The organism is Allobosea sp. 01N443, from assembly GCF_056399325.1.
Genome location: NZ_JBFTRC010000007.1, coordinates 1 through 20110 on the forward strand (window position 1 = coordinate 1; position 20110 = coordinate 20110).

The 20110-nt window shown below is 66.1% G+C and carries 19 protein-coding genes; 11 read left to right on the top strand and 8 right to left on the bottom strand.

All coding sequences use genetic code 11. From position 1 onward, the window contains the following. Positions 1-46: 46 nt before the first annotated feature. A complete protein-coding gene (locus tag AC1DRP_RS03590) occupies positions 47-400 on the bottom strand; it encodes a hypothetical protein (RefSeq protein ID WP_441507465.1) in 354 nt (117 codons plus the stop codon). A gap of 175 nt (positions 401-575) precedes the next feature. On the opposite strand from AC1DRP_RS03590, the gene AC1DRP_RS03595 reads away from it, so the two are divergent. From AC1DRP_RS03595 to AC1DRP_RS03635, 9 genes are all read left to right on the top strand, one after another. After that, positions 576-1229, top strand: coding sequence for a TetR/AcrR family transcriptional regulator (locus AC1DRP_RS03595; RefSeq protein WP_476767811.1), 654 nt, complete (start codon positions 576-578; stop codon positions 1227-1229). Continuing rightward, positions 1226-1990: an ABC transporter ATP-binding protein gene (locus tag AC1DRP_RS03600; RefSeq protein WP_441507464.1), complete on the top strand. Its 765-nt coding sequence runs from the start codon at positions 1226-1228 to the stop codon at positions 1988-1990. Before AC1DRP_RS03595 ends, AC1DRP_RS03600 begins: the two co-directional genes overlap by 4 nt. Next, entirely contained in the window at positions 1987-2712 is a 726-nt protein-coding gene (locus tag AC1DRP_RS03605) for an ABC transporter ATP-binding protein (protein ID WP_441507463.1), read from the top strand. The genes AC1DRP_RS03600 and AC1DRP_RS03605 overlap by 4 nt, the downstream gene beginning before the upstream one ends. Positions 2713-2759: 47 nt before the next feature. Continuing rightward, positions 2760-3965, top strand: a complete 1206-nt coding sequence (locus tag AC1DRP_RS03610; RefSeq protein WP_441507462.1) for an ABC transporter substrate-binding protein — start codon at positions 2760-2762, stop codon at positions 3963-3965. A gap of 19 nt (positions 3966-3984) precedes the next feature. Further along, entirely contained in the window at positions 3985-4848 is an 864-nt protein-coding gene (locus tag AC1DRP_RS03615; protein ID WP_476767812.1) for a branched-chain amino acid ABC transporter permease, read from the top strand. Continuing rightward, positions 4848-5762: a branched-chain amino acid ABC transporter permease gene (locus tag AC1DRP_RS03620; protein WP_441492679.1), complete on the top strand. Its 915-nt coding sequence runs from the start codon at positions 4848-4850 to the stop codon at positions 5760-5762. The genes AC1DRP_RS03615 and AC1DRP_RS03620 overlap by 1 nt, the downstream gene beginning before the upstream one ends. Before the next feature lie 15 nt (positions 5763-5777). Further along, the gene (locus AC1DRP_RS03625) at positions 5778-6266 is read left to right on the top strand and encodes a GAF domain-containing protein (RefSeq protein WP_441507459.1); all 489 of its coding nucleotides are present in this window, start codon (positions 5778-5780) and stop codon (positions 6264-6266) included. 27 nt (positions 6267-6293) lie between these two features. Next, positions 6294-7529: a metal-dependent hydrolase family protein gene (locus AC1DRP_RS03630; RefSeq protein ID WP_441507458.1), complete on the top strand. Its 1236-nt coding sequence runs from the start codon at positions 6294-6296 to the stop codon at positions 7527-7529. Positions 7530-7740: 211 nt separating this feature from the next. Beyond that, on the top strand, positions 7741-8211 hold the full coding sequence (locus tag AC1DRP_RS03635) for an aminoacyl-tRNA deacylase (protein WP_441492682.1): 471 nt from the start codon (positions 7741-7743) through the stop codon (positions 8209-8211). A gap of 30 nt (positions 8212-8241) precedes the next feature. Here AC1DRP_RS03635 and AC1DRP_RS03640 read toward each other — a convergent pair whose 3' ends face one another. From AC1DRP_RS03640 to AC1DRP_RS03670, 7 genes are all read right to left on the bottom strand, one after another. Next, positions 8242-9486, bottom strand: coding sequence for a Zn-dependent hydrolase (locus tag AC1DRP_RS03640; RefSeq protein ID WP_441507457.1), 1245 nt, complete (start codon positions 9484-9486; stop codon positions 8242-8244). Between the two features lie 267 nt (positions 9487-9753). Continuing rightward, positions 9754-10851 carry an ABC transporter ATP-binding protein gene (locus AC1DRP_RS03645; RefSeq protein WP_441492685.1) on the bottom strand — a complete coding sequence of 366 codons (1098 nt, stop codon included), beginning with the start codon at positions 10849-10851 and terminating at the stop codon, positions 9754-9756. A gap of 2 nt (positions 10852-10853) precedes the next feature. Then, positions 10854-12566, bottom strand: coding sequence for an ABC transporter permease (locus AC1DRP_RS03650; RefSeq protein ID WP_441492686.1), 1713 nt, complete (start codon positions 12564-12566; stop codon positions 10854-10856). A 158-nt stretch (positions 12567-12724) separates the two neighbouring features. Further along, positions 12725-14062, bottom strand: coding sequence for an ABC transporter substrate-binding protein (locus AC1DRP_RS03655; protein WP_441507456.1), 1338 nt, complete (start codon positions 14060-14062; stop codon positions 12725-12727). A 194-nt stretch (positions 14063-14256) separates the two neighbouring features. Beyond that, a complete protein-coding gene (locus tag AC1DRP_RS03660) occupies positions 14257-15609 on the bottom strand; it encodes a sigma-54-dependent transcriptional regulator (RefSeq protein ID WP_476767813.1) in 1353 nt (450 codons plus the stop codon). Beyond that, on the bottom strand, positions 15606-17549 hold the full coding sequence (locus AC1DRP_RS03665) for an ATP-binding protein (RefSeq protein ID WP_476767814.1): 1944 nt from the start codon (positions 17547-17549) through the stop codon (positions 15606-15608). Before AC1DRP_RS03665 ends, AC1DRP_RS03660 begins: the two co-directional genes overlap by 4 nt. Further along, the gene (locus AC1DRP_RS03670) at positions 17546-18919 is read right to left on the bottom strand and encodes an ABC transporter substrate-binding protein (protein ID WP_441507453.1); all 1374 of its coding nucleotides are present in this window, start codon (positions 18917-18919) and stop codon (positions 17546-17548) included. The genes AC1DRP_RS03665 and AC1DRP_RS03670 overlap by 4 nt, the downstream gene beginning before the upstream one ends. Before the next feature lie 102 nt (positions 18920-19021). Between AC1DRP_RS03670 and AC1DRP_RS03675 the strand changes: the two genes are divergently transcribed. Beyond that, positions 19022-19525 (top strand): CMD domain protein, encoded by a 504-nt coding sequence (locus AC1DRP_RS03675; RefSeq protein WP_441507452.1) that lies wholly within the window; start codon positions 19022-19024, stop codon positions 19523-19525. Continuing rightward, positions 19522-20097, top strand: coding sequence for a peroxidase-related enzyme (locus tag AC1DRP_RS03680; protein ID WP_441507451.1), 576 nt, complete (start codon positions 19522-19524; stop codon positions 20095-20097). Before AC1DRP_RS03675 ends, AC1DRP_RS03680 begins: the two co-directional genes overlap by 4 nt. Positions 20098-20110 lie beyond the last annotated feature (13 nt).

Below are 20110 nucleotides of genomic sequence, written 5' to 3' on the forward strand. Positions count from 1 at the left end.
GGGTGGAGCAGCCCGGTAGCTCGTCAGGCTCATAACCTGAAGGTCGTCAGTTCAAATCTGGCCCCCGCAACCAAAAATCCCAAAAAACACTCAAGCCCGCCGCGATAAACGCTGCGGGCTTTCTGCGTTCTAAGCCGCGGAACACAAGGCTCGGCACGCGGATCAGCATGGTCCCGCGGATGGACCGACCGACTCCCGCCGGCCTGGCGCCAGGACCAGATAAAGCGCTGCGGCTGGCCGCTACCGCTTCACCCGCAAGCGCGGGCGGCTGGCGTTCCAGTCGCGGGCGCGATTGATCCCGGCCGTTTACCTTCACCGCCAGCAGGCCGTCGCTGGTTGAAATCCCGGCGCCAGGAAGCGTCAGTGCGTAGGCAACGGCCTCGTCCCAGCTGAACGACATGCCATGGCTCCCTGCAGAATCCGCGGGCTGACCGGCCTTGGCTTTGGCCGGATCCTCAGTGTGTCTTGCCGCTTACCCGTTCAGCACGCAACTCAGCACCGTCGTCGTAGAAACAGTCTTGACTGTTTGTAAATGCGATCACAGGCTTGCTCTCGGCTGAAAGTGGAGGGGCAGCTTGACCGGAACCGGCAAGAGGCGATCGCAGAAGGAACGCAGCGCGGACACCTCTGCGCGGCTGATGCATGCGACGATCGATCTGATGCATGATCGCGGGCTCGCACGCACGACCACCCCCGAAATTGCCCGCGCCGCCGGCGTCTCGCGTGGCGCGCTGACGCATCACTTTGCCGGGCGCGAGGCGATCATCAYGGCTTCTGTCGCCGATCTGCTCGGGCGTTCCTCGCGCAACCTGCATCGCTTCGCCGAGGCCTTCGCAGAGCGGGGTGGCTCCAGCGACGAGATCGTCGACTACATCTGGCAGATGATGTCGGACCGGCTGTTCTATGTGACCATGGAGTTCCTGCCGGAGGCGCGGCATAATGACGAGTTCCGGGCTGATCTCGTGCCCGTGGTGCGAGAATTCCACGCTGGTCTGGATGCGGTCTGGACCGCACTCGCCGCCCGCACCAAGGTCGATGCGGACCATACCCGCGTGGTGATGAACGCCACGATGTGCCTGGTGCGCGGCATGATCGCCCAGACCGTGCTGCGGAAGGACCCAGCCTATTACGCCGAGATGCTGAATTTCTGGAAGCTTCAGGTCCGCCAGCATTTTCCGACACAGACATCGCCCTCACGCCGGTCGGTTGCGGGGGCACAGGCTTCATGACGCCGCTGCTGACGGTCACGGGCCTGAAGCTCGACTTCTACGGCGTGCATGTGCTGCGCGGTGTCGATCTCGCCGTGCCGGCCGGAAGCTTTACCGGCCTGATCGGCCCCAACGGTGCCGGCAAATCGACCTTGTTCAATGCTGTATCCGGACTGTACCGGCCCAAGGGCGGTACAGTCGCGCTGGGGCCGAAGGATGCAACGGGCCTGGCACCGGAAGAACTCGTCGCGGCGGGGCTTGTGCGGACCTTTCAGCTGGCACGGGGCTTCCCCAAGCTCAGCGTCTTCCAACATCTGATGCTCTATGGCGCGGATCAGCCCGGCGAGAATCTGCTCGCGGGGTTGTTCGGCTCTGCTGCCGCACGCCGCCGCGAAGCCGAGCTGGCAGGGCGCGCCTTCGAGATTGCGCGCCGGCTGAAGCTCGACCACGTGCTTGATAATCCGGTCACGGCGCTGTCCGGCGGTCAGAAAAAACTGGTCGAGATCGGGCGAGCCCTGATGGCCAAGCCGAAAATCCTGCTGCTCGACGAGCCGATGGCGGGCGTCAATCCGAGCCTGGCCGACGAGATCGCCGAGCATCTCGTCGGGCTCAACCGTGAAGGCCTGACGATCTGCCTGATCGAGCATGACATGGCGCTGATCAAGCGCCTCTGCCAACCGGTCGTCGTCATGGCCGAGGGCAGGACCCTGACCCAGGGTTCGTTCGAGGAGGTCGCCGCCGACATCCGGGTGCAGGAAGCCTATCTCGGGAGGCGGCATTGAGCGCGGCTGCGGGCGCCGCCCTGCTCTCGGTCGAAGGTGTTGTCGCCGGCTATGGCGCGGCCGAAGAAATTCTCAAGGGCACGTCGCTCAGGGTCGCACCAGGCGAGATCGTTTCGATCATCGGGCCGAACGGGGCCGGTAAATCGACCTTGCTCAAGACCGTCGCGGGGCTGGTTGCGGCGCGCAAGGGCCAGATCAGCCTGAACGGCGCGGATATCACGGCTGCGAATGCGCTTGGCCGGGCGCGGGCCGGCATCGGCTTCGTACCGCAGGAACGCAATGTCTTTGGTGCGATGACGGTTGCCGAGAACCTGGAGATCAGCGGTTTCCAGGATTCCGGCGGAGTCAGGACGCGCAGCGAAGAGATGTATCAGCGCTATCCGATGCTGGCGGAGAAGCGGCGCGCGCTGGCGCGTACGCTGTCGGGCGGACAGCGGCAGATCCTGGCGATGGCGATGGGGCTGATGAATGCGCCGAGCCTGCTGCTGCTCGACGAGCCGACAGCCGGGCTCTCGCCCAAGGCGGCTGATGAACTGTTCGAGGCGATCGTCGCCCTGAACAGGGGGGGCTTGCCGATCCTGATGGTGGAGCAGCACGCGCTCGAAGCGCTCGAAATCTCGACGCGGGGCTATGTGCTCGTCTCTGGCCGCAACAGCCGAGAGGGGGCGGGACCTGCTCTCGCCTCCGACCCCGATATCCGCCGCCTCTTCCTGGGCGGCTGAAGCCGACGCCGACACAGTTCAAGAAACATAAGGACAAGGGGATCACCATGACCGATTTCATGACGAACCGCCGGACGCTTCTGACGGGGGCCGCCGCGCTTGCCGGTGTCAGTGCGCTACCGAAGCTCGCGCTCGCCCAGGGCGCGCCGATCAGGATCGGCACCCTGACGCCGTTGACCGGCTCGGGTGGTCCCTATGGCCCGGTGATGGTCAAGGCGGTCAAGGCCGTCATCGATGAGGTGAATGCGGCAGGTGGCGTGCTCGGGCGCAAGATCGAGCTGATCTCGGAGGACGACCAGACCAATCCGGAAGCCGGCGTCCGCGCGGCGCGCAAGCTGATCGACGTCGACAAGGTCTCGGCCATTCTCGGCACCTGGGCCTCCTCGGTCACGACCGCGGTCGCGCCGCTCTGCTGGGAATCGAAGACCTTCCTGGCGACCGTCTCGGGCGCGGATTCGATCACGCAGTTGCCGCATCAGGGCTATCTGATCCGCACGCAGCCGACGACGACGCTGCAGGGCCGCAAGTTCGGCGAGTTCGTCATCGCCGAGAAGGCCAAGCGCGTCTTCTTCCTGTCGCCGCAGACGCCCTTCGCCAAGAGCCAGTTCGACAATATCACCGAGGCCGTGAAGAAGGGCGGCGGCGAGACGGCGTCCCTGATCTATGACGACAAGAAGCCTGCCTATCGCACCGAGATCGACGAGGTGCTGCGCTTCAAGCCCGACGCGGTCGTGTTCGGCGGCTATACGCCCGACACCGCCGTGATGCTGAAAGACCTCTTCCGGGCCGGCTTCGGCGGGCTCAAGGTCGCCTTCGGCTATTCGGTGAACCAGAAGCTCGTCGACAGCGTTCCGGCCGATGTCGTCGACAAGACCTACACGATCTCGCCCTCGTCGGCGGAAGGCTCGAAGGCCTATGAGCGCCTGGTCAAGCTGATCGGCGTGGCTTCGCCCGATCCCTACACGACGCAGATCTATGACCAGATCAACCTGGTGCTGATGGCGATCGCGCTGGCCGGCGATGCGTCCGGTACGGCGATCAAGGACACGATCCGCAAGGCGAGCCAGGCGCCGGGCGGTGCCAAGATCGATAATGCGATTGACGGCCTGAAGGCGATCGCAGCCAAGCAGCCTGTCGACTATGACGGCGCCAGCGGCCCGTGCGACTTCACCGAGACCGGCGATATCAGCGACTCGAAGTTCCGCTACGAGCAGGTCCAGGGCGGGAAGATCGTTCTGGTCAAGATCGCCTGATCCCGAAAGACCCGCGCGCGTGACCCTTTTCCTGCAGGCGCTCATCAACGGGCTGATGACTGGGGCGTTGATTGCCGTCCCGGCTGTCGGCTTCTCGGCCATTTTCGCCGTGCTGCGCTATCCCAACTTCGCCATCGCATCCTATGCCACCATTGGCGCCTTTGCCGCATGGTGGGCGAATGTGGTGCTGGGGCTGCCGATTATTCCGGCTCTCGTGATTGCGTTTGCTATCGCCGGAGCCGTCGGCGTGGTCGCGGAGGAGAGTGCGCTCAGCCGCCTGCGCGGGAACGGGGCGCTCATCGTCGCCATCGCCTCGATCGCGCTCAATCTCGTGCTTGAGAATATCGTCCGGTTCGTCTTCGGCAACGACATGCGCGGCTATAACCTGCCCCTGATGCGCGACATGCGCTTCGGCGATCTGCGGATTGGCCCGCAGCAGCTGCAGAGCCTTGCGCTGGCGGTCGTGATCATGGCCGCGATGTTTGCCTTCCTGCGCTATACGCGCTTCGGCAAGGCCATGCGCGCAGTCGCCGACAATCCCGATCTCGCCCGGCTGAAGGGCATCGATCCTGCCCGGATCGCCATCGTCACCGTCTTCCTGGGCGCTGGGCTCACCGGTGTCGGCGGCGTGCTGATCGGCCTCGATACCTCGATCGACCCGCTCACCGGCTATCGCGTGTTGCTGTCGGTCTTCGCCGCCGCGGTGCTCGGCGGGCTCGGCTCGATCCCTGGCGCCGTGGTTGGAGCGCTTGCGCTCGGCATCGCCGAAGAACTGGCGTTGATTGCGGTGCCCGCAACCTATCGCACCGCCGTCGGCTTCATCGCGATCCTGATCATGCTGACCTTCCGTCCACGCGGCATCCTGGGCGAGAGGGCGGTCTGATGTTGTCCTATGTCATCTTCACCCTGACGCTCTGTGGTATCTACGCGCTGCTCGCGCTCAGCCTGAACCTGATCTGGGGCGGCGTCGGACTGGTCAATCTCGGCCTTGCCGGGTTCTTTGCGGTCGGAGCCTATGCTTCTGCGCTGGCGACTGGGGCAGGGGCGCCGGTGCTCTTCGGCTGGACCGCGGCGCTCGCGGTCGGCGCGGTGGTCGGGCTTGTCGTCACATTCGCGACCTTGCGCCTGCGCGACGACTATCTCGCCATCGTCACGCTCGGCTTTGCCGAGGTGATCCGGCTCGTTGCATTGAACGAGCGCTGGCTCACCAAGGGATCCGACGGCATTTCCGGGATCAAGGCGCCTCTGAAGGCCGAGCTCGGCCTCATGGGCTTCAACCTGTTCTATCTCGGTCTGGTCACGCTGATCGTGGCCGGCGTCTGGCTGCTGCTGCGTCGGCTCGACGGCTCGCCCTATGGCCGGGCGATGAAGGCGATCCGCGAGGATCAGCAGCTTGCGGCCTTCGCCGGAAAGACGGTGCTGCGTTTCAAGCTCCAGGCCTTCGCGCTCTCAGCTGCCATCGCGGCATTGGCCGGCGCGCTCTATGCGCATTTCCAGTCCTATGTGTCGCCTGACCATTTCCAGCCGCTGATCACGATCTACATCTTCCTGGCGGTGACTGCCGGCGGTGTCGGTCGCCCGAGCGGCGCGGTCGTGGGCGCTTATCTCGTCGTGATCTTCCTCGAGGCGACGCGCTTCGCCACCGAATGGGTGCCAGGTCTGCAGCCTGTCCAGGTCGCGGCACTGCGCGAGATCCTGGTCGGGCTCGCGCTGATCCTCGTCCTGCACCTGCGGCCGCAGGGGCTCCTGCCCGAACGCATTCCACGTGCACCCAAACCCGTTCCTTTCAAAGCCTGAATCCCGGAGTTCACGATGTCCGATGATCTTGCCGCCCTGTCGCGCCTGCTTGCAGAGCCCGGCCAGCCGGACACGCTGTTCAAGGCCTTCGAGGCTGTGACCAAGCAGCTCGTCGGGCATGAGCTCTTCACCCTGCTCTACGTCGATGGCGAGGAGGTCGCGCGGATCTATTCGAACCGCCCGGCCGAATATCCGGTCTCGGGCCGCAAGACGATGGGGCCGACGCCCTGGGGCGACCATGTGCTGAAGGGGCGCAAGCCCTATCTCGGGCGCGACAAGGCCGGAATCCGCTGGGCCTTCTTCGATCACGTGCTGATCGAGAGCATGGGCCTCGGCTCGGTCATCAATGTCCCGGCGCTCTATGACGGCAAGGTCGTTGGCACGATCAACCTGCTCGCGCCGGAAGGCTTCTATCGCGAGGAGCATGTGCCGCTGGTTGAGCGGCTGGCGCCTCTGCTGGTTCCCGCATTCCTGGCTGCCCGCGCAGCAGCGCGCGCTGTCTGACAGCTCCCATCCGACTGGAGAATTGCCGTGGCTTCCACCCTCTTCACCAATGCCCGCATCGTCGACGGCACCGCGCCGGAGCGCGGTGCACCGGTTTCAGTCCTGGTCGAGGGCGGGACGATCCGCGAGGTCGGCAAGACCGTGTCCGCCGGCAAGGCGAAGGTGATCGATCTGGCGGGCCGGACCTTGATGCCCGGGCTGATCGACGCGCATGTGCATGTCATCGCCGGCGTCGCCGATCTCGGGCGCAATGCGGCGCTGCCGGACTCCCTCGTGACGGTGCGCTCCCTCGTGATCATGCGCGAGATGCTGCTGCGCGGCTTCACCACGGTGCGTGATGTCGGCGGCGCCGATTTCGGGCTGAAGGTTGCGACCGAGGAGGGGCATTTCCCCACACCGCGCCTCGTCATTTCCGGCAAGGCGCTGAGCCAGACCGGCGGCCATGCCGATTTCCGCGGCCGCTATGACGATCGCGAGGCGGTGACGACCCGTCATCGGCTCGGCGCTCTCGGCCGCATTTGCGACGGCATCGACCAAGTGCGCCGGGCGGCTCGCGAGGAGCTCAAGGGCGGAGCCGATTTCATCAAGATCATGGCCAATGGCGGCTGTGCCTCTCCGACCGATCCGATCCATTTCCTCGGCTATTCCGTGAGCGAGCTCGAGGCGATCGTCGAGGAAGCCCGGATGGCCGGCACTTATGTCTCGGCCCATGTCTATACGGACGAGGCGATCCGCCGCTGCGTCGAGGCTGGCGTCCACTCGCTCGAACATTGCAACCTGATCCAGGCGGATACAGCCAAGCTCGCCGCCGCGAAGGGCGCCGTCGCCGTGCCGACCCTGGTGACCTATGACAAGCTCGCCAGCGAAGGCGGCAAGCTCGGTTTCCCGCCGGATTCCATCGCCAAGGTCGAGAATGTCCGTGTCGCCGGCATGGATTCGCTCGCCATCATGAGGAAGGCGGGCCTGCCCATGGCCTATGGCAGCGATCTTCTCGGCGAGATGCATCGTCATCAGTCCGAGGAGTTCGTCATTCGCGGCCGCGCCCTGCCGGCGCATGAGGTGATCGGTGCGGCCACCCATGTCGCGGCGAAGCTGCTCGGGCTCGAAGGCAAGATCGGTACGGTCGCGCCGGGCGCCCATGCCGACCTGGTCGTCGTCGACGGCGACCCGCTGAAGGACCTGGCGTTGCTGACCCGCCAGGGCCGGCATATGCCGCTGATCATGAAGGGCGGCGCCTTCATGAAGCGCTCAAGCCTGAGCTGAGGCCGCTGGCGGGCAGACAATCGAGCGGTTCCGGGACGATCGGTTAGCCGAGGCCCGGAACCCGGATCCACAACCGCGTGTCAAAGGCTCGCCGGCTCGCACGGGCGGAGCCTGTGCCCCGGCCCTGGCAGCCCATTCGCCGTTGACTTCGCGGAGGAGGAGAGGAGGATGTCGTCCTGACGCGTCGCCAGACAACAAAGGGGCGCCTCCGATGACAATCGCAAAGAAACTCCAAGCCTATATCGACGGCGAAGGCATCGCCTATGACACCGTCGCGCATCACCGTACGGCGACCAGCAGCCAGTCGGCGCAAGCCGCGCATGTCCCGGGCAGCAGGCTGGCCAAATCCGTGGTGGTTCACCATGAGAGCGGCTATGTCCTGGCCGTCGTTCCCAGCACGCACCGGATCGAGCTCTCCACTTTGCAGGATGTGATACACCAGCGGCTCGGCCTCGCCTCGGAGGATGAGGTGAGTTCGCTGTTCGTCGATTGCGACCTGGGCGCGGTTCCGCCGATCGGATCGGCCTATGACGTACCGGTGATCCTCGATGAAAGCCTTCATGACGCCAGGGACGTCTATTTCGAGGGGGGCGACCACAGGACGCTGGTGCGCGTCAGTGGACCTGACTTTTGCAACCTGATGAAGGATGCGCGGGTCGCTCGCTTCAGCCACCCGTCCTAGACATCGGCATCGCGCGGGGCGACGGAGCCCCTATCGATCGGCGCGCGCGACCACGGAGCGGAACAGGACATTCAGTCCGGGCTCCAGATCCTCGCGCGTGCAGAGTTCCAGGTTGTTATGGGTGATGCCGTTTTTGCACGGCGCGAAGATCATCGCCGTCGGAGCATGGCGGGCGACGAAATAGGCGTCGTGCCCGGCCTGGCTCAGGATATCCTGCGTCCGGTAGCCGAGCCCGAGCGAGACAGAGCGGATGCCCTCGATCAGTTCGCCCGAGAAAATCCGTCCGCCCCAGTTCCAGGTGTCGAGGATTTCGGCCGTGCAGCCGCCGCGTGCTGCGGCTTCGCCAATGGCGCGGCGCACGCGCTCGGCCATGACCAGGGTCGTCTCCGCGTCGGGATGGCGGACGTCGCAAACCGCCTGCGCCCAGTCCGACAGGATGCCGGGCTTGTTCGGCCAGGCGACGAGCCGCGAACCTGTCGCCTTGCCGCCCGTGCCGGCGTTCTCCCAGCCGATATCGTCGACCGCAGTGAGAAGGCGCGCGCCGGCCACCAGGGCGTTCCTGCGCCGCTCCATCGGCCAGGGACCGGTATGGGCGGTCTCGCCTCGGAATTCGACGAGCATGCCGCAACTCGGGTAGCCGCCGGTAACGACGCCGACCTGCATGCCCTCGCGGTCGAGAATCGGGCCCTGTTCGATATGGAACTCGAAATAGGCGTCGAAGGCGTGCGGGCTTGCCTCCATCTCGCCGAGATAACCGATGCGCTGCAGCTCCTGGCCGAGACTGATTCCGTCATCGTCGGTGCGACCGCGGGCCCAGTCCAGTGTGTAGGTGCCRGTGAAGCAGCCCGAGCCGACCATGGGCGGGGAGAAGCGGCCGCCCTCCTCATTGGTCCAGTTCACGATCTCCAGCGGGCGGCGCGTGCGATGGCCGAGCGCATCGAGCGTGCGGCAGACTTCGAGCGCGCCGAGCACGCCGGCGATGCCGTCGAAGCGGCCGCCATTCACCTGCGTGTCGAGATGGCTTCCCATCACGACGGGAGGCAGCGTGTCGTCGCGGCCCTGACGCCGGGCGAAGATATTGCCGATTCCGTCGATGCGGACGGTGAGGCCGGCCTCCCGGCACCAGCCGACGAACTCGTCGCGGACCTGCTTGTCGGCATCCGACAAGGCAAGCCTGGAGAGACCGCCCGGCCGGCCCGGACCGATCTCGCCCGACCGTTCTATTGTCGTCCAGAAGCGCTCGATGTCGATGCGGGCGGCGGCAGGCGGGCTCATGGCGAAGATCTCTTGCGCAAGGTCGGCGAGCGATGCCGCGCAAGCAAATAGCCGTCACGGCATCACGGGATGCATCAACTCTGAGCGGCGCGACACCGTTCTGGCAACTGGATATTCGTCATGGCCTTGCCCGGCGCCGCGCATTGGTCGTGATTCTCGCCAGGGCTGGATCATCTGACGGGATACCGTATCCGGTCCGATGATCCAGGCTTCCGTGCTTGCATCGGCTTTCCCCGAAAACCTCAATTCACTTTCCGGGCCGATGCTTTAGCGCTCCAGCCAGAGCGCGGTTCTCGGCGACAGCGACAGGCTGACGGGTGCCGCGACCTCATGCAGGTCGCCGCCCGACTGGAAGGGCAGGTCGACCGAGACTTCGGTTTCGCCGATCGTGACGCCGTAGCGCATGCTCGATCCCAGGAACTCGCGATGCGCGATCCTGCCCGGCAACGCGACTTGCCCAGCATGCGTGGCGCCTGCGGCGCCGAGAGTCGCATGCTGGGGACGAAAGACCAGCTTGGCGCCGGTCGGGACCGCTACATCACCCGGGATCGGGAGCTTCGCGCCGCCCTTGACCTCGAAGGCGCGTTCGGTGCCGCTGCCGACAACCTTGCCCTCGAGGATATTGGCGGTACCAAGGAAATTCGCGACGAAGAGATTGGCCGGGCGCTCGTAAAGGTCCATCGGGGTGCCGACCTGCTGGACGATGCCCTCGTTCATCACCGCGATGCGGTCGCAGATCGTGTTGGCCTCCTCCTGGTCGTGGGTGACGAAGATCGTCGTCAGGCCGAGGCGCTGCTGCAGGTCGCGCAGCTCGCGCCGCACCTGCACGCGCAGCTTGGCGTCGAGATTGGAGAGCGGCTCATCGAGCAGCAGGACCTTCGGTTCGACCGCGACGGTGCGCGCGACCGCGACGCGCTGCTGCTGGCCGCCGGAGAGCTGGGATGGGCGCCTGTCGCCGAGATGGCCGAGCCCGACCAGGTCGAGCGCGACCCCGACGCGCCGCTCGATCTCGGCGCGGGCGACGCCGCGCTCCTCAAGACCGAAGGCGACGTTCTTGCGGACTGTCATATGCGGCCAGAGTGCATAGGACTGGAAGACCATGCCGACATCGCGCTTCCAGGGCGGCAGGGTGGAAATGTCCTGGCCGCCGATCCGGACCTGGCCGGTATCGGCCTGGTTGAAGCCGGCGATAAGGCGGAGCAGCGTGGTTTTGCCGCAGCCCGATGGCCCGAGAAAGGCGAAGAATTCACCGGGCCGGATCGCGAGGTTGACGTTCTTCAGCACATGATTGGTGCCGTAGGAGAGATTGATGCCCTCGATATCGACGGCGACGGCTTTGGTAGCGAGCGGTGCGATGGCGTTCATGATCAGTGGCCCATTCCCTTGGCCTTCTGGCTGCGTTCGATGATGAGATGGGAGAGGAAGGTGCAGGCCGCGACGAGGATGACCGCGACGACGCCAAGCGCCGCACCAGGCCCACGTCCGGCGGCGGACTGCATAAAGACATAGAGCCCATAGGCCAGTGGCGCGTCGGAGTTGGACTGCACCAGCATCAGCGTGGCCGAGAGCTCGACCGCCGCGGTCGAGAAGCTGGTGACGAAGCCGGCGAGAATGCCGCCTGCCATCAGCGGGACGACGACGCGCCGCACTGTCCGGGATTTGGTGGCGCCGAGATTCTCCGCCGCCTCCTCAAGTGAGACCGAGATCTGCTGCAGCGCCGCGTGGCAGGCGCGCAGCGCATAGGGCAGGCGCCGGATCGCGAGCGCCAGCACGATGGTGATCCAGAGCGAGGCGAGCGGCGTGCCGTCCGGCAAGGTGATGCCGTAGAAGGTCCGGAGGTAGCCGATGCCGAGCACCACACCCGGGATCGCCAGTGCCGCCGACGCCGTCCAGTCCAGCCATTCGCGGCCGACCAGCTTCGTCCGCAGCACGAGATAGGCGATCGCCACACCGAGCACGATGTCGATCCCGCCTGCGATGCTGGCATAGATCAGCGTGTTCTTGATGTAGACGGAGCTCTCGCCGAAGACGCGGGCGTAATGAGCGACGGTGAAGGCGTCCGGCAGCGGCGAATAGGACCAGATCGTCGCAAAGGAGAGCAGCAGCAGTCCCAGATGCGGCGCGAGCACCAGCGCCAGGATCAGGATGACGACGCCATAGCCGAAGATGGCCTCAGTCGGTGACATCACACGTTTGGCGAGGCCGCCGCCGCCGCGCTGGGTCGTGGCGTAGTCGCGGCCCTTCAGCGCCAGCGCCGACAGCCACATGGCGACGACCGAGGCGATGATCAGGACGACCGAGATGACATAGCCCATCGGGTCGGCAATCCCGATCGAGGTCACCCGCAGATAGGCCTGCGGCGCCAGCATGTCCTTGACGTTGAGCAGGAGGGGGGTCGCCAGATCGTCGAAGACCTTGACGAAGACCAGCGAGGCGCCGGCGAGATAGCCCGGCATGGCAAGCGGGAAGACGATGCGGCGGAAGAGGCGGAAGCCGGAGGAGCCGAGATTCTGCGCGGCCTCTTCCATGGCCCGGTCGATATTGCGCAACGCCGCCGAGAGATTGATCAGGATGAACGGGAAGTAGTGGACCGACTGGACGAAAATGACGCCGTTCAGCCCTTCCATGAAGCCGATCTTGAAGCCGAACCAATCATCCAGCAGCAGGTTGATCGAGCCGTTGCGGCCGAAGAAGAGCTGCATCGCCACGGCGCCGACGAAGGGCGGCATGATCAGGGGCAGGAAACCCAGCGTCTGGACGACCGCAGCGCCGCGGAAGACGAAACGCGTCGTCAGATAGGCCAGCGGCAGTGCGAAGACCGACGCCCAGACCACCGACATGGCCGAGACATAGACCGAGTTCCAGAACGACCGGATGAACAGCTCGGTGCGGAAGAAGTCGTAGAAATTGATCAGCGTGAAGCTGTTCGTACCCTTCTCGGTGAAGGCGACATAGATCACCGTTGCCACCGGCAGCACGAGGAAGAACAGCAGGAAGGCTGCAATGGCCAGCGCGAGCGCGATCTGGCCAGGCGTCGCCGACATGCGTTTGGGGCGCGAGAGCGCGGGGACGGCGGTCATGGGGAGTTCCCGAAAGAGGCTCGATCGATAAAGCCCGCGCCATCATGCCAGACGGCCGCGCGGAGATCCGCGATCCATGCCCGAGCCCCCAATGGGAGGCCGGCATGGATCCCGGCTCTTCACGTCGCTACGGCAGGGATGACGGCAGCGGCGACGGCTCAGCGCGCGAGCTTGAGGGCTTCCTCGGCCTTGGTCTTGGCCTTGGCGTAATTCTCGCGGGCGGCATTGGCCCACTGGCTCTCGAGCTCCGCCTGTCTGGCGCCCTTCTCCTTGCCGCCGGTAAAGGCGCCGCGGAGTTCCGCGCTTGCAGCCTGCGCTTCCGAGACCGGCATGGCTGCGATCAGGTTGCGTGCCTCATCGGCTGCAGCCTTGGCCTGGGCGTTGGGCTTCTTCGCCAGCGCGGCGTCGACCTCGTGCAGCGTCTTGGTGACGCCCTTCAGCGCATCGAGCTGGAAGGAGATCAGCTGGTCGAACAGAGTGTCGACGACAGCGGTCCGGGCTTCGGATTTGTCGACGTCGAAGCCGATCATCTTCTGGAAGCGCGGATCGGTGAAGGGGTTGGGATAGTCGGCGCCGGCCTTGGCATAGACGGCCGGATTGACCGGCAGGCGGCGGATGCCGGGGTCGAGCAGGACCTCCTGGCCGGCCGGCGAGAGCAGGAACTCGACGAAGGCCTCGGCCGCCGCCTTGTTCGGTGGGTTCGCGATGATGCCGACATTGGCAGGCACGACGGTGGTCACGGTCGGGTAGACGAACTTGACCGGGAAGCCGGACGCCTGCGCCGAGAAGGCGAAGAAGTCGATGACGATGCCGACGCCGACCTGCCCGGAGTTCACCGCCTCCGGCACTCCGAACGAACGTTCCGTGATCGAGCGGAAATTGCCCGACATCTCCTTGAGCGTGCGCCAGCCCTTCTCCCAGCCTTCGCCCTGAAGGATGGTCTCGACGGTCAGGTGCGTCGTGCCGGAGCGGGCCGGCGAGGCGATCGAGACATGGTCGTAGAAGGCCGGCTTGGCGAGATCCTGCCAGTCCTTCGGCTCCGGCAGCTTGTTGGCCTTGGCGTAGCGATCATTCCACATGATGCCGTAGCCCGATGCCGCGAAGCCGAAATAGAAGCCCTGCGGATCATTGATCGGATAGGAGCCGATCTTCTCGGGGATGCCGGCCGCCTTGGGCTTGTAGGGCGTCAGCAGCTTCTTGCCCTTGAGCACTTCGAAGGCGTCAGGAGCCGATGCCCAGAAGAGATCGACCTGGTTGTTGGCCTTTGTCTCCTCGACATATTTCACACCGGCATTGGTGTTGCGGTTCTGAACCTCGAGCGTGACGCCCGGAACCGCCTTCTCGAAGGCCTTTTTGATCGGGTCGGTCACGTCCTTGGAGAAGGAGGTGACGACGGTGACCTTGCCGGCCGGAGCCTGGGCGAGGGCGATGGTTGCGAATGACGTGCTGAGCGACAGGCCGAGGGCGGCCGCGAGTGCGACCCTGCGATTGACCATGATTTCCTCCAAGACAGTTTTTGCTCACCCGGCGTCGAGGCCGATGCTCATCTGTCAGCAACGACGATGCCAACCGGGCGTCGTATTGATTATGTTGAGGAAATCCCGGTTTGCGCGCGCAGTTCGCGGTCTCTGCGGGTCGTTGCGGTAACCGTCGCGTCGGCGGGATGGGTCAGGACGGTAACATCGCGACGTCAGTCGGGAAGCGCTGCCGCGCCACTCAATCCGTAGCGGCGCATCTTGAGGTAAAGGGTCTTGCGGGTGATGCCGAGGGCGGCTGCCGTGACGCCGATCCGGCCGCCATGGCGTTTCAACGCCGCGCCGATCACCTCGGCTTCGGCGAGCGCGATCTGTTCTTCCAGCGTCAGTTCGGCGCTCGATGGTCCGGCGACGGTCTCGTGATCATCGAAATCCTCGTCCATCCCCAGCAGGCTGCGTTCGGCGGCGTTGCGCAATTCGCGGACATTGCCGGGCCAGTCCTGCCGTGACRGGCGCTGCAGCAGATCGCGGCCGAGCAGCGGGGCGGAKCGGCCGACGCGAGCGGCGGCGAGCCCGAGGAAGTGCTGGAACAGCAATGGAATGTCCTCGCGCCGATCGCGCAGGGGCGGCAGGCGAAGCGTCACGACATTGAGGCGATAGACGAGGTCCTCTCTAAATCCGCCGGCCTTGGCCAATGCAGCAAGGTCCGCCTTGGTTGCCGCGACGATGCGGATATCGACCGCGATCTCGCGGTTGGAGCCGAGGCGTTCGATGCGTCGCTCCTGGAGCGCGCGCAGCAGCCGGACCTGCGCGGCCATCGGCATCGACTCGATCTCGTCGAGAAAGAGCGTGCCGCCGCTGGCATGCTCGATCTTGCCGATGCGCCGCTCGCGCGCGCCGGTGAAGGCGCCGGCCTCATGGCCGAAAAGCTCGCTCTCGATCATGGTTTCGGGGATGGCGCCGCAGTTCACCGCGACGAAGCGGCCGCTGCGGCGCTTGCCGAGATCGTGCAGCGCGCGGGCCGCGACCTCCTTGCCGGTCCCCGTTTCGCCGAAGAGCAGCACGTCGGCATCGGCATCGGCCATGAGGGTCAGCCGCTGCCGCAAACGGACGATCGCCGGCGAGGCGCCGACAAGCCGCGCGACCCACGGGTCGTCGGGGGTGGCTCCGGCACGCAGCAGCCGGTTCTCGATGATCAGCCGGCGGTAATCGCTCGCCCGGCGGACGGTCTCGGTGAGGAGCACGGGATCGGCCGGCTTCTCGACGAAATCCCAGGCGCCGTCGCGGATCGCCTTCACCGCCATGGGGACGTCGGCATGGCCGGTGACGAGCACGACCGGAATTTCCGGGTCGATCGCCCTGACCGCCGCCAGCAGGCCAAAGCCGTCGCGGCCGGGCATCCGGACATCGCTCACCAGAACGACGGGGCTGTCGCGCGTCAGCAGGGGCAGGGCGGCGTCGGCCGAGCGCTTTGCCGCGACCTCGAAGCCTTCGAGCTCCAAGGTCAGCCGGCAGGCCTCGAGAACCTCGGCATCGTCGTCGACGAGAACAATCCTCGGCGCATTCATGCGTCAATTTCCATGGCAGCCATTGCGCGATTCGGCAGGGCTTCGAGCATAGTCAGAAAGCGTGTGCCGGCGGGACCGGAGCTGGCGACGGCGAGCGTGCCGCCAAGGTCCTTGATGATGTTGTAGGAGAGCGAGAGGCCGAGGCCGAGCCCCGAGCCGACCGGCTTGGTCGTGAAGAACGGGTCGAAGATTCGCTCCAGATGCGCGCGGTCGATGCCGGGCCCGTTATCCTCGACCCAGATCTCGACGGCCTTGCCGCGTTGGGCCGCGCCGATCGCGAGCGTCGGGTCCGGCCGGCCGGCGATGGCATCGAGGGCATTGGCGATGAGGTTGACCAGGACCTGTTCCAGCCGGATTTCCTCGGCGCGGACATAGAGCCTTTCGCCTGGCATGTCCTGCTTCAGCGTCACCTGCCCGGCATCGAGACGCGGACCGAAGAGCGACAGCGCCGTCTCGACCACACCGCCGACCTCGACGGGAGAAAGCGTCACGCCCGGCTTGCGGGCGAAGCGCCTGAGGTGAGCAATCAGCTCGGCGGCGCGCGTCGTCAGCGCCTGGATGCGCATGATGGCGTGGCGGGCCTCGTCTGGACGCTCGCGCTCCAGCAGCAGCACGCCGTTATGGGCATGGGAGCGAATCGCCGCCAGCGGCTGGTTGAGTTCGTGGCTGAGGCCGGCGGCCATCTGGCCGAGCGCGGCCAGCTTGGCCGCCTGGATCAGGTCGTCGCGGGTCTGCCGGAAGACCGCAAGCGCCCGGGCGAGGTCGCCGAGCTCGTCATTGCCGGCGTGGGGCAGAACAGCCGAGGACTGCCCGCTGGCGATGCTGGTCGCGGCTTCGGTGAGCACGCGCAGCCGCGCGACGAGATGCCGGCGGACATAGAACCAGCCGATGAGAAGGGCTCCGATCAGCGAGGCGGCGGCGATCGCCAGGAGCAGGTTGCGGCCGAGCCTGATCGCTGTGGCCGAACGCTCGGCAGCGGCCTTCGCGGTTGCTTCCGTTCTCTGGACCTCCTGGGAGACCAGGGTGCCGAGCTCGCTGACCAGCCGCCGGCTTTCCGTGATCAGGCGTTGCGCGTCGGCCTGGGCCGCCAGCTCGGCACGCTTGATGGCGGGTAATCCGGTGCCGGCATCGGCAAGTCCGATCAGCCGTTGGGCAATCTGCCTGACGGTAATGGTATCGGGCCAGCCATTCAGTGCCCTGGCCTCGATTTCGAGCTGGTCGACCGCCTCGCCGATRACGTGGCCCGTCTGCTCCATATCCTCGCGGGTGCGGACCACGCCGAGCCGCCCGTAAAGTCCGACGATCAGGTTCGCCTGGGCATTCAGCGTCATCAACGCCGCGCTCTTGCGGGTCTCCTCGCGAATGGCATTCGGCTTGGCCGCGCTTGGTGCATCGGTTCCGGCCTGGCCGAGCGCCGTCTCGATATTGAAGCGGGCATCGTCGGTGAGCGGCTCGATTTCGTCGAGGAGATCGGCCTGGAGCCAGCGCAGTTCCTCACCGATGGCGCGATTGCGCTCGCCAAGCGGGAAGCGCCGCCCCGAGACCGCATCGATGGCTTTGAGATTGCTGCGGATTTCCGTCGCAACCGCGGCGAGGGCGGGCGAAGCGAACCCTCCCTCGGCCCGCTCGGCCAGGACCCGATCGAGCTCGTCCAGCCGTTCTCCGACAAGTCGTCGGCTGCGTTCATAGGCGTCGCGCCGCTCGGCATTGGCAAGCTCGGGCATGCTGGCGATGACGCGCGCGCTGGCTTCGGCGAGCCTCGCCGACGAGGCCAGGCCCGGCAGATGATCGCGGGCGATGGCTGCCAGTTCCGTGCTCAGGCGCTCATAGGAGATGACGCCGACGATGCCGGCGCCGACGGCGAACAGACCGACGCCGAGAAAGGCGGCGATCAGGCGTTCGCCGATGCCGAAGCGCCGGCCTTGCCAGAGGCGCCTCATGGCAGCCCTCCGGCCAGCCCGTCATCCGAGTTGGTCCACCCTGCGGCGGCGAGCCGCTCGGCAGCCTGTCGCAACCTGACGGCGGCGTCCGCGGCCTGGGCTGCGATTGCGCTGCGGATCTCGGCTTCGATACGCGCCTGCGCCTCGGGAACGGCCAGGCCCCGAGGCACACGCACAAGATCGCGAAAGCGTTCGGGCTGGCCGAGTTCCGAGGCGGAGATGGGCGGCCGCACCAGCGCTCTGCGCGCTTCGGTTAGGAGGCGGGCAGCCTTCCCGTCGGGATAGGCGAGAAGCGCGGCCTCCAGCCCCTGGAGGCTGCGCCAGAGCCGGGCATGCTCCGCGCGGCGGAAGGTGATCCACTCGTCGAAGATGATGTTGACCAATTCGTAGCGGCCGGCCGACAGCCCGGCATCGAAGCGTGTCCGGTTGAAGAGCCCCGACAGGTCCGAAAGATGCGGCGGCGCCTCGTCGGCACCATAGGCAGCCGGTGAGACCGCAAGCCGGCCGATCCGCGGCTCGCGCAGCAGTTTCTGGCCCTCGGGCGAGAGCACGAAGTCGATGAAGAGCTCGGCTTCCTTCGGATTGGGTGACGTTGCCAGTCGTGCGATGCTGGCTGGTGCGAAGAGCGTCTCCTCCGGCAGCAGGAAGCGGCTGGTCTCGCCCTCCGCGCCGGCGGTTTCTGCCAGGAAATCGATCGAGATACCGATGCCGAAGCGGCCGCGCGCCACACCGGCCGTCACCCCGAAACTGCGCGCCGTGATGGTGGCGAGATTGCCCCCGATCTCGGACCAGAGCGCCCAGCCACGTTCCCAGCCGAGCGATTGCAGCAGGGCTTCGACCATCAGGTGCGTCGTGCCGGAGCGGGCCGGCGAGGTCAGGCCGATATGGCCGGCATAGGCGGGGGCGGCAAGGTCGGCCCAGTTGCGCGGTACCGGGAGCCCACGCGCCGCAAGATAGGACGGGTTGTAGACCAGCCCGTAGCCCGAGACGGCAAAGCCGAGATAGTGCCCATCCGGATCGTTGACGGGGTAGCCCGCGATGGTCTCGGGGGCGCCGGTCGCCCGGGCCTGCAGCGGTGCCAGCAGCCTGCTCCGTTTCAGCAACTCGAAGGCGTCGGGCGCCGAGGCCCAGAACAGATCGGCCTCCTGACGCTGCTGCGTCCGGATATCCGCAACGGCTGCGGTGGTCTTGCGCTGCACGACCTCGACCGCGATGTCCGGGTGCCGATTGCGAAAGGCCGTCCGGAAGGGCTCGAAGAAGGCGGGCGGGAACGAGGTGATGATCTGGACGCGGCGAGCTTCTGCCGGGCCGGCGGCAAGCCAGGCGAAAGCCGCAAAGGCAAGGCAGAGACGTGCCGCGCGTCGGATCATGAATCTGTCATATAGCCGGCAACCGGACCYGCATAGATCGACGGGTGGACCTTCGCCTTCGCCGATCCTAAACATCGCTCGTCACGGCGAGGGGAGATGGGATTGAGCGGGACGAATCTGATCGAGAGCCTGGCGGGGCTGAAGGCGGGCTCCCAACTTGCGGACGCCGTATCAGAGCGCTCCGGGATCATGGAGATGAGCCAGGCCAGCCATGACGCGGTCCTGCTGCCGCGCGAGCCGGGCGGTCTGAGCCATGCCGAACGTGCGGCGCTGGCGGTCAGGATGGCCCGATGGAACGGGGATTCCGGGCTGGCCGCTCACTACCGGGAACTGCTCGGCCAAGCCGGAGAGACCTCCGCGTTGGCGGCGATCGCTTCGGGCGCGGCCCTTGAGCAACACGGCGCGGATGCGCGGCTCATCGCGGTCACGCGTCATGTCGACATCCTGACGAAGACGGTCAAGGACGCGACGCGGGCGGATATCGAGGCGCTCAAGGCGGCAGGCATCGCGGAGCCCGACATCGTCCGGCTCGCCGAGCTTGCTGCCTTCGTCAATTATCAGGTCCGCGTGATTGCCGGCCTGCGGCTGCTGGAGGAGGTCCTGTGAGCGTTCCGGTCCATGAGTTCACGGCCGAGGTGCCGCGCTGGTCGCCCTATGTCACGCCGGTCGCGCTCGAGGACGCGACGCCGGAGCAGCTCGATGCGCTGCAGATCACGCCGTCGAACAAGAAGGTTTCGGCCTATGTCCTCACGCTCGCGCATGATCCCGAATCCCTGAAGGTGCGCTCGCCGCTCTTCAACGCGATCATGTATGGCAAGGGCGGACTGTCCTCGGCCGAACGGGAGCTTGGGGCAGTCGGCGCCTCGATCGTCAATCGCTGCGTCTATTGCGCGGCAGTGCATGCCTCGCGCTTCAACCAGTTGACGAAGCGGACAGACGTGATCGAAGCAATCTTCGCCGATGGCGTCGATGCCGAGCTGGAGGAACACCAGCAGGCGATCTTCGATTTCGCGGTCAGGCTCTCGAAGACGCCGTCCGAGGCGACACCGGCGGATATTGCCGCGTTGCGCGATCTTGGACTGTCGAAGCTTGAAATCCTCGACCTGATCCTTTCCGCCTCGATCTTCGGCTGGGCCAACCGGCTGATGCATACGCTCGGCGAACCGGTTCGCGACTGAGCCGTCCACGCAG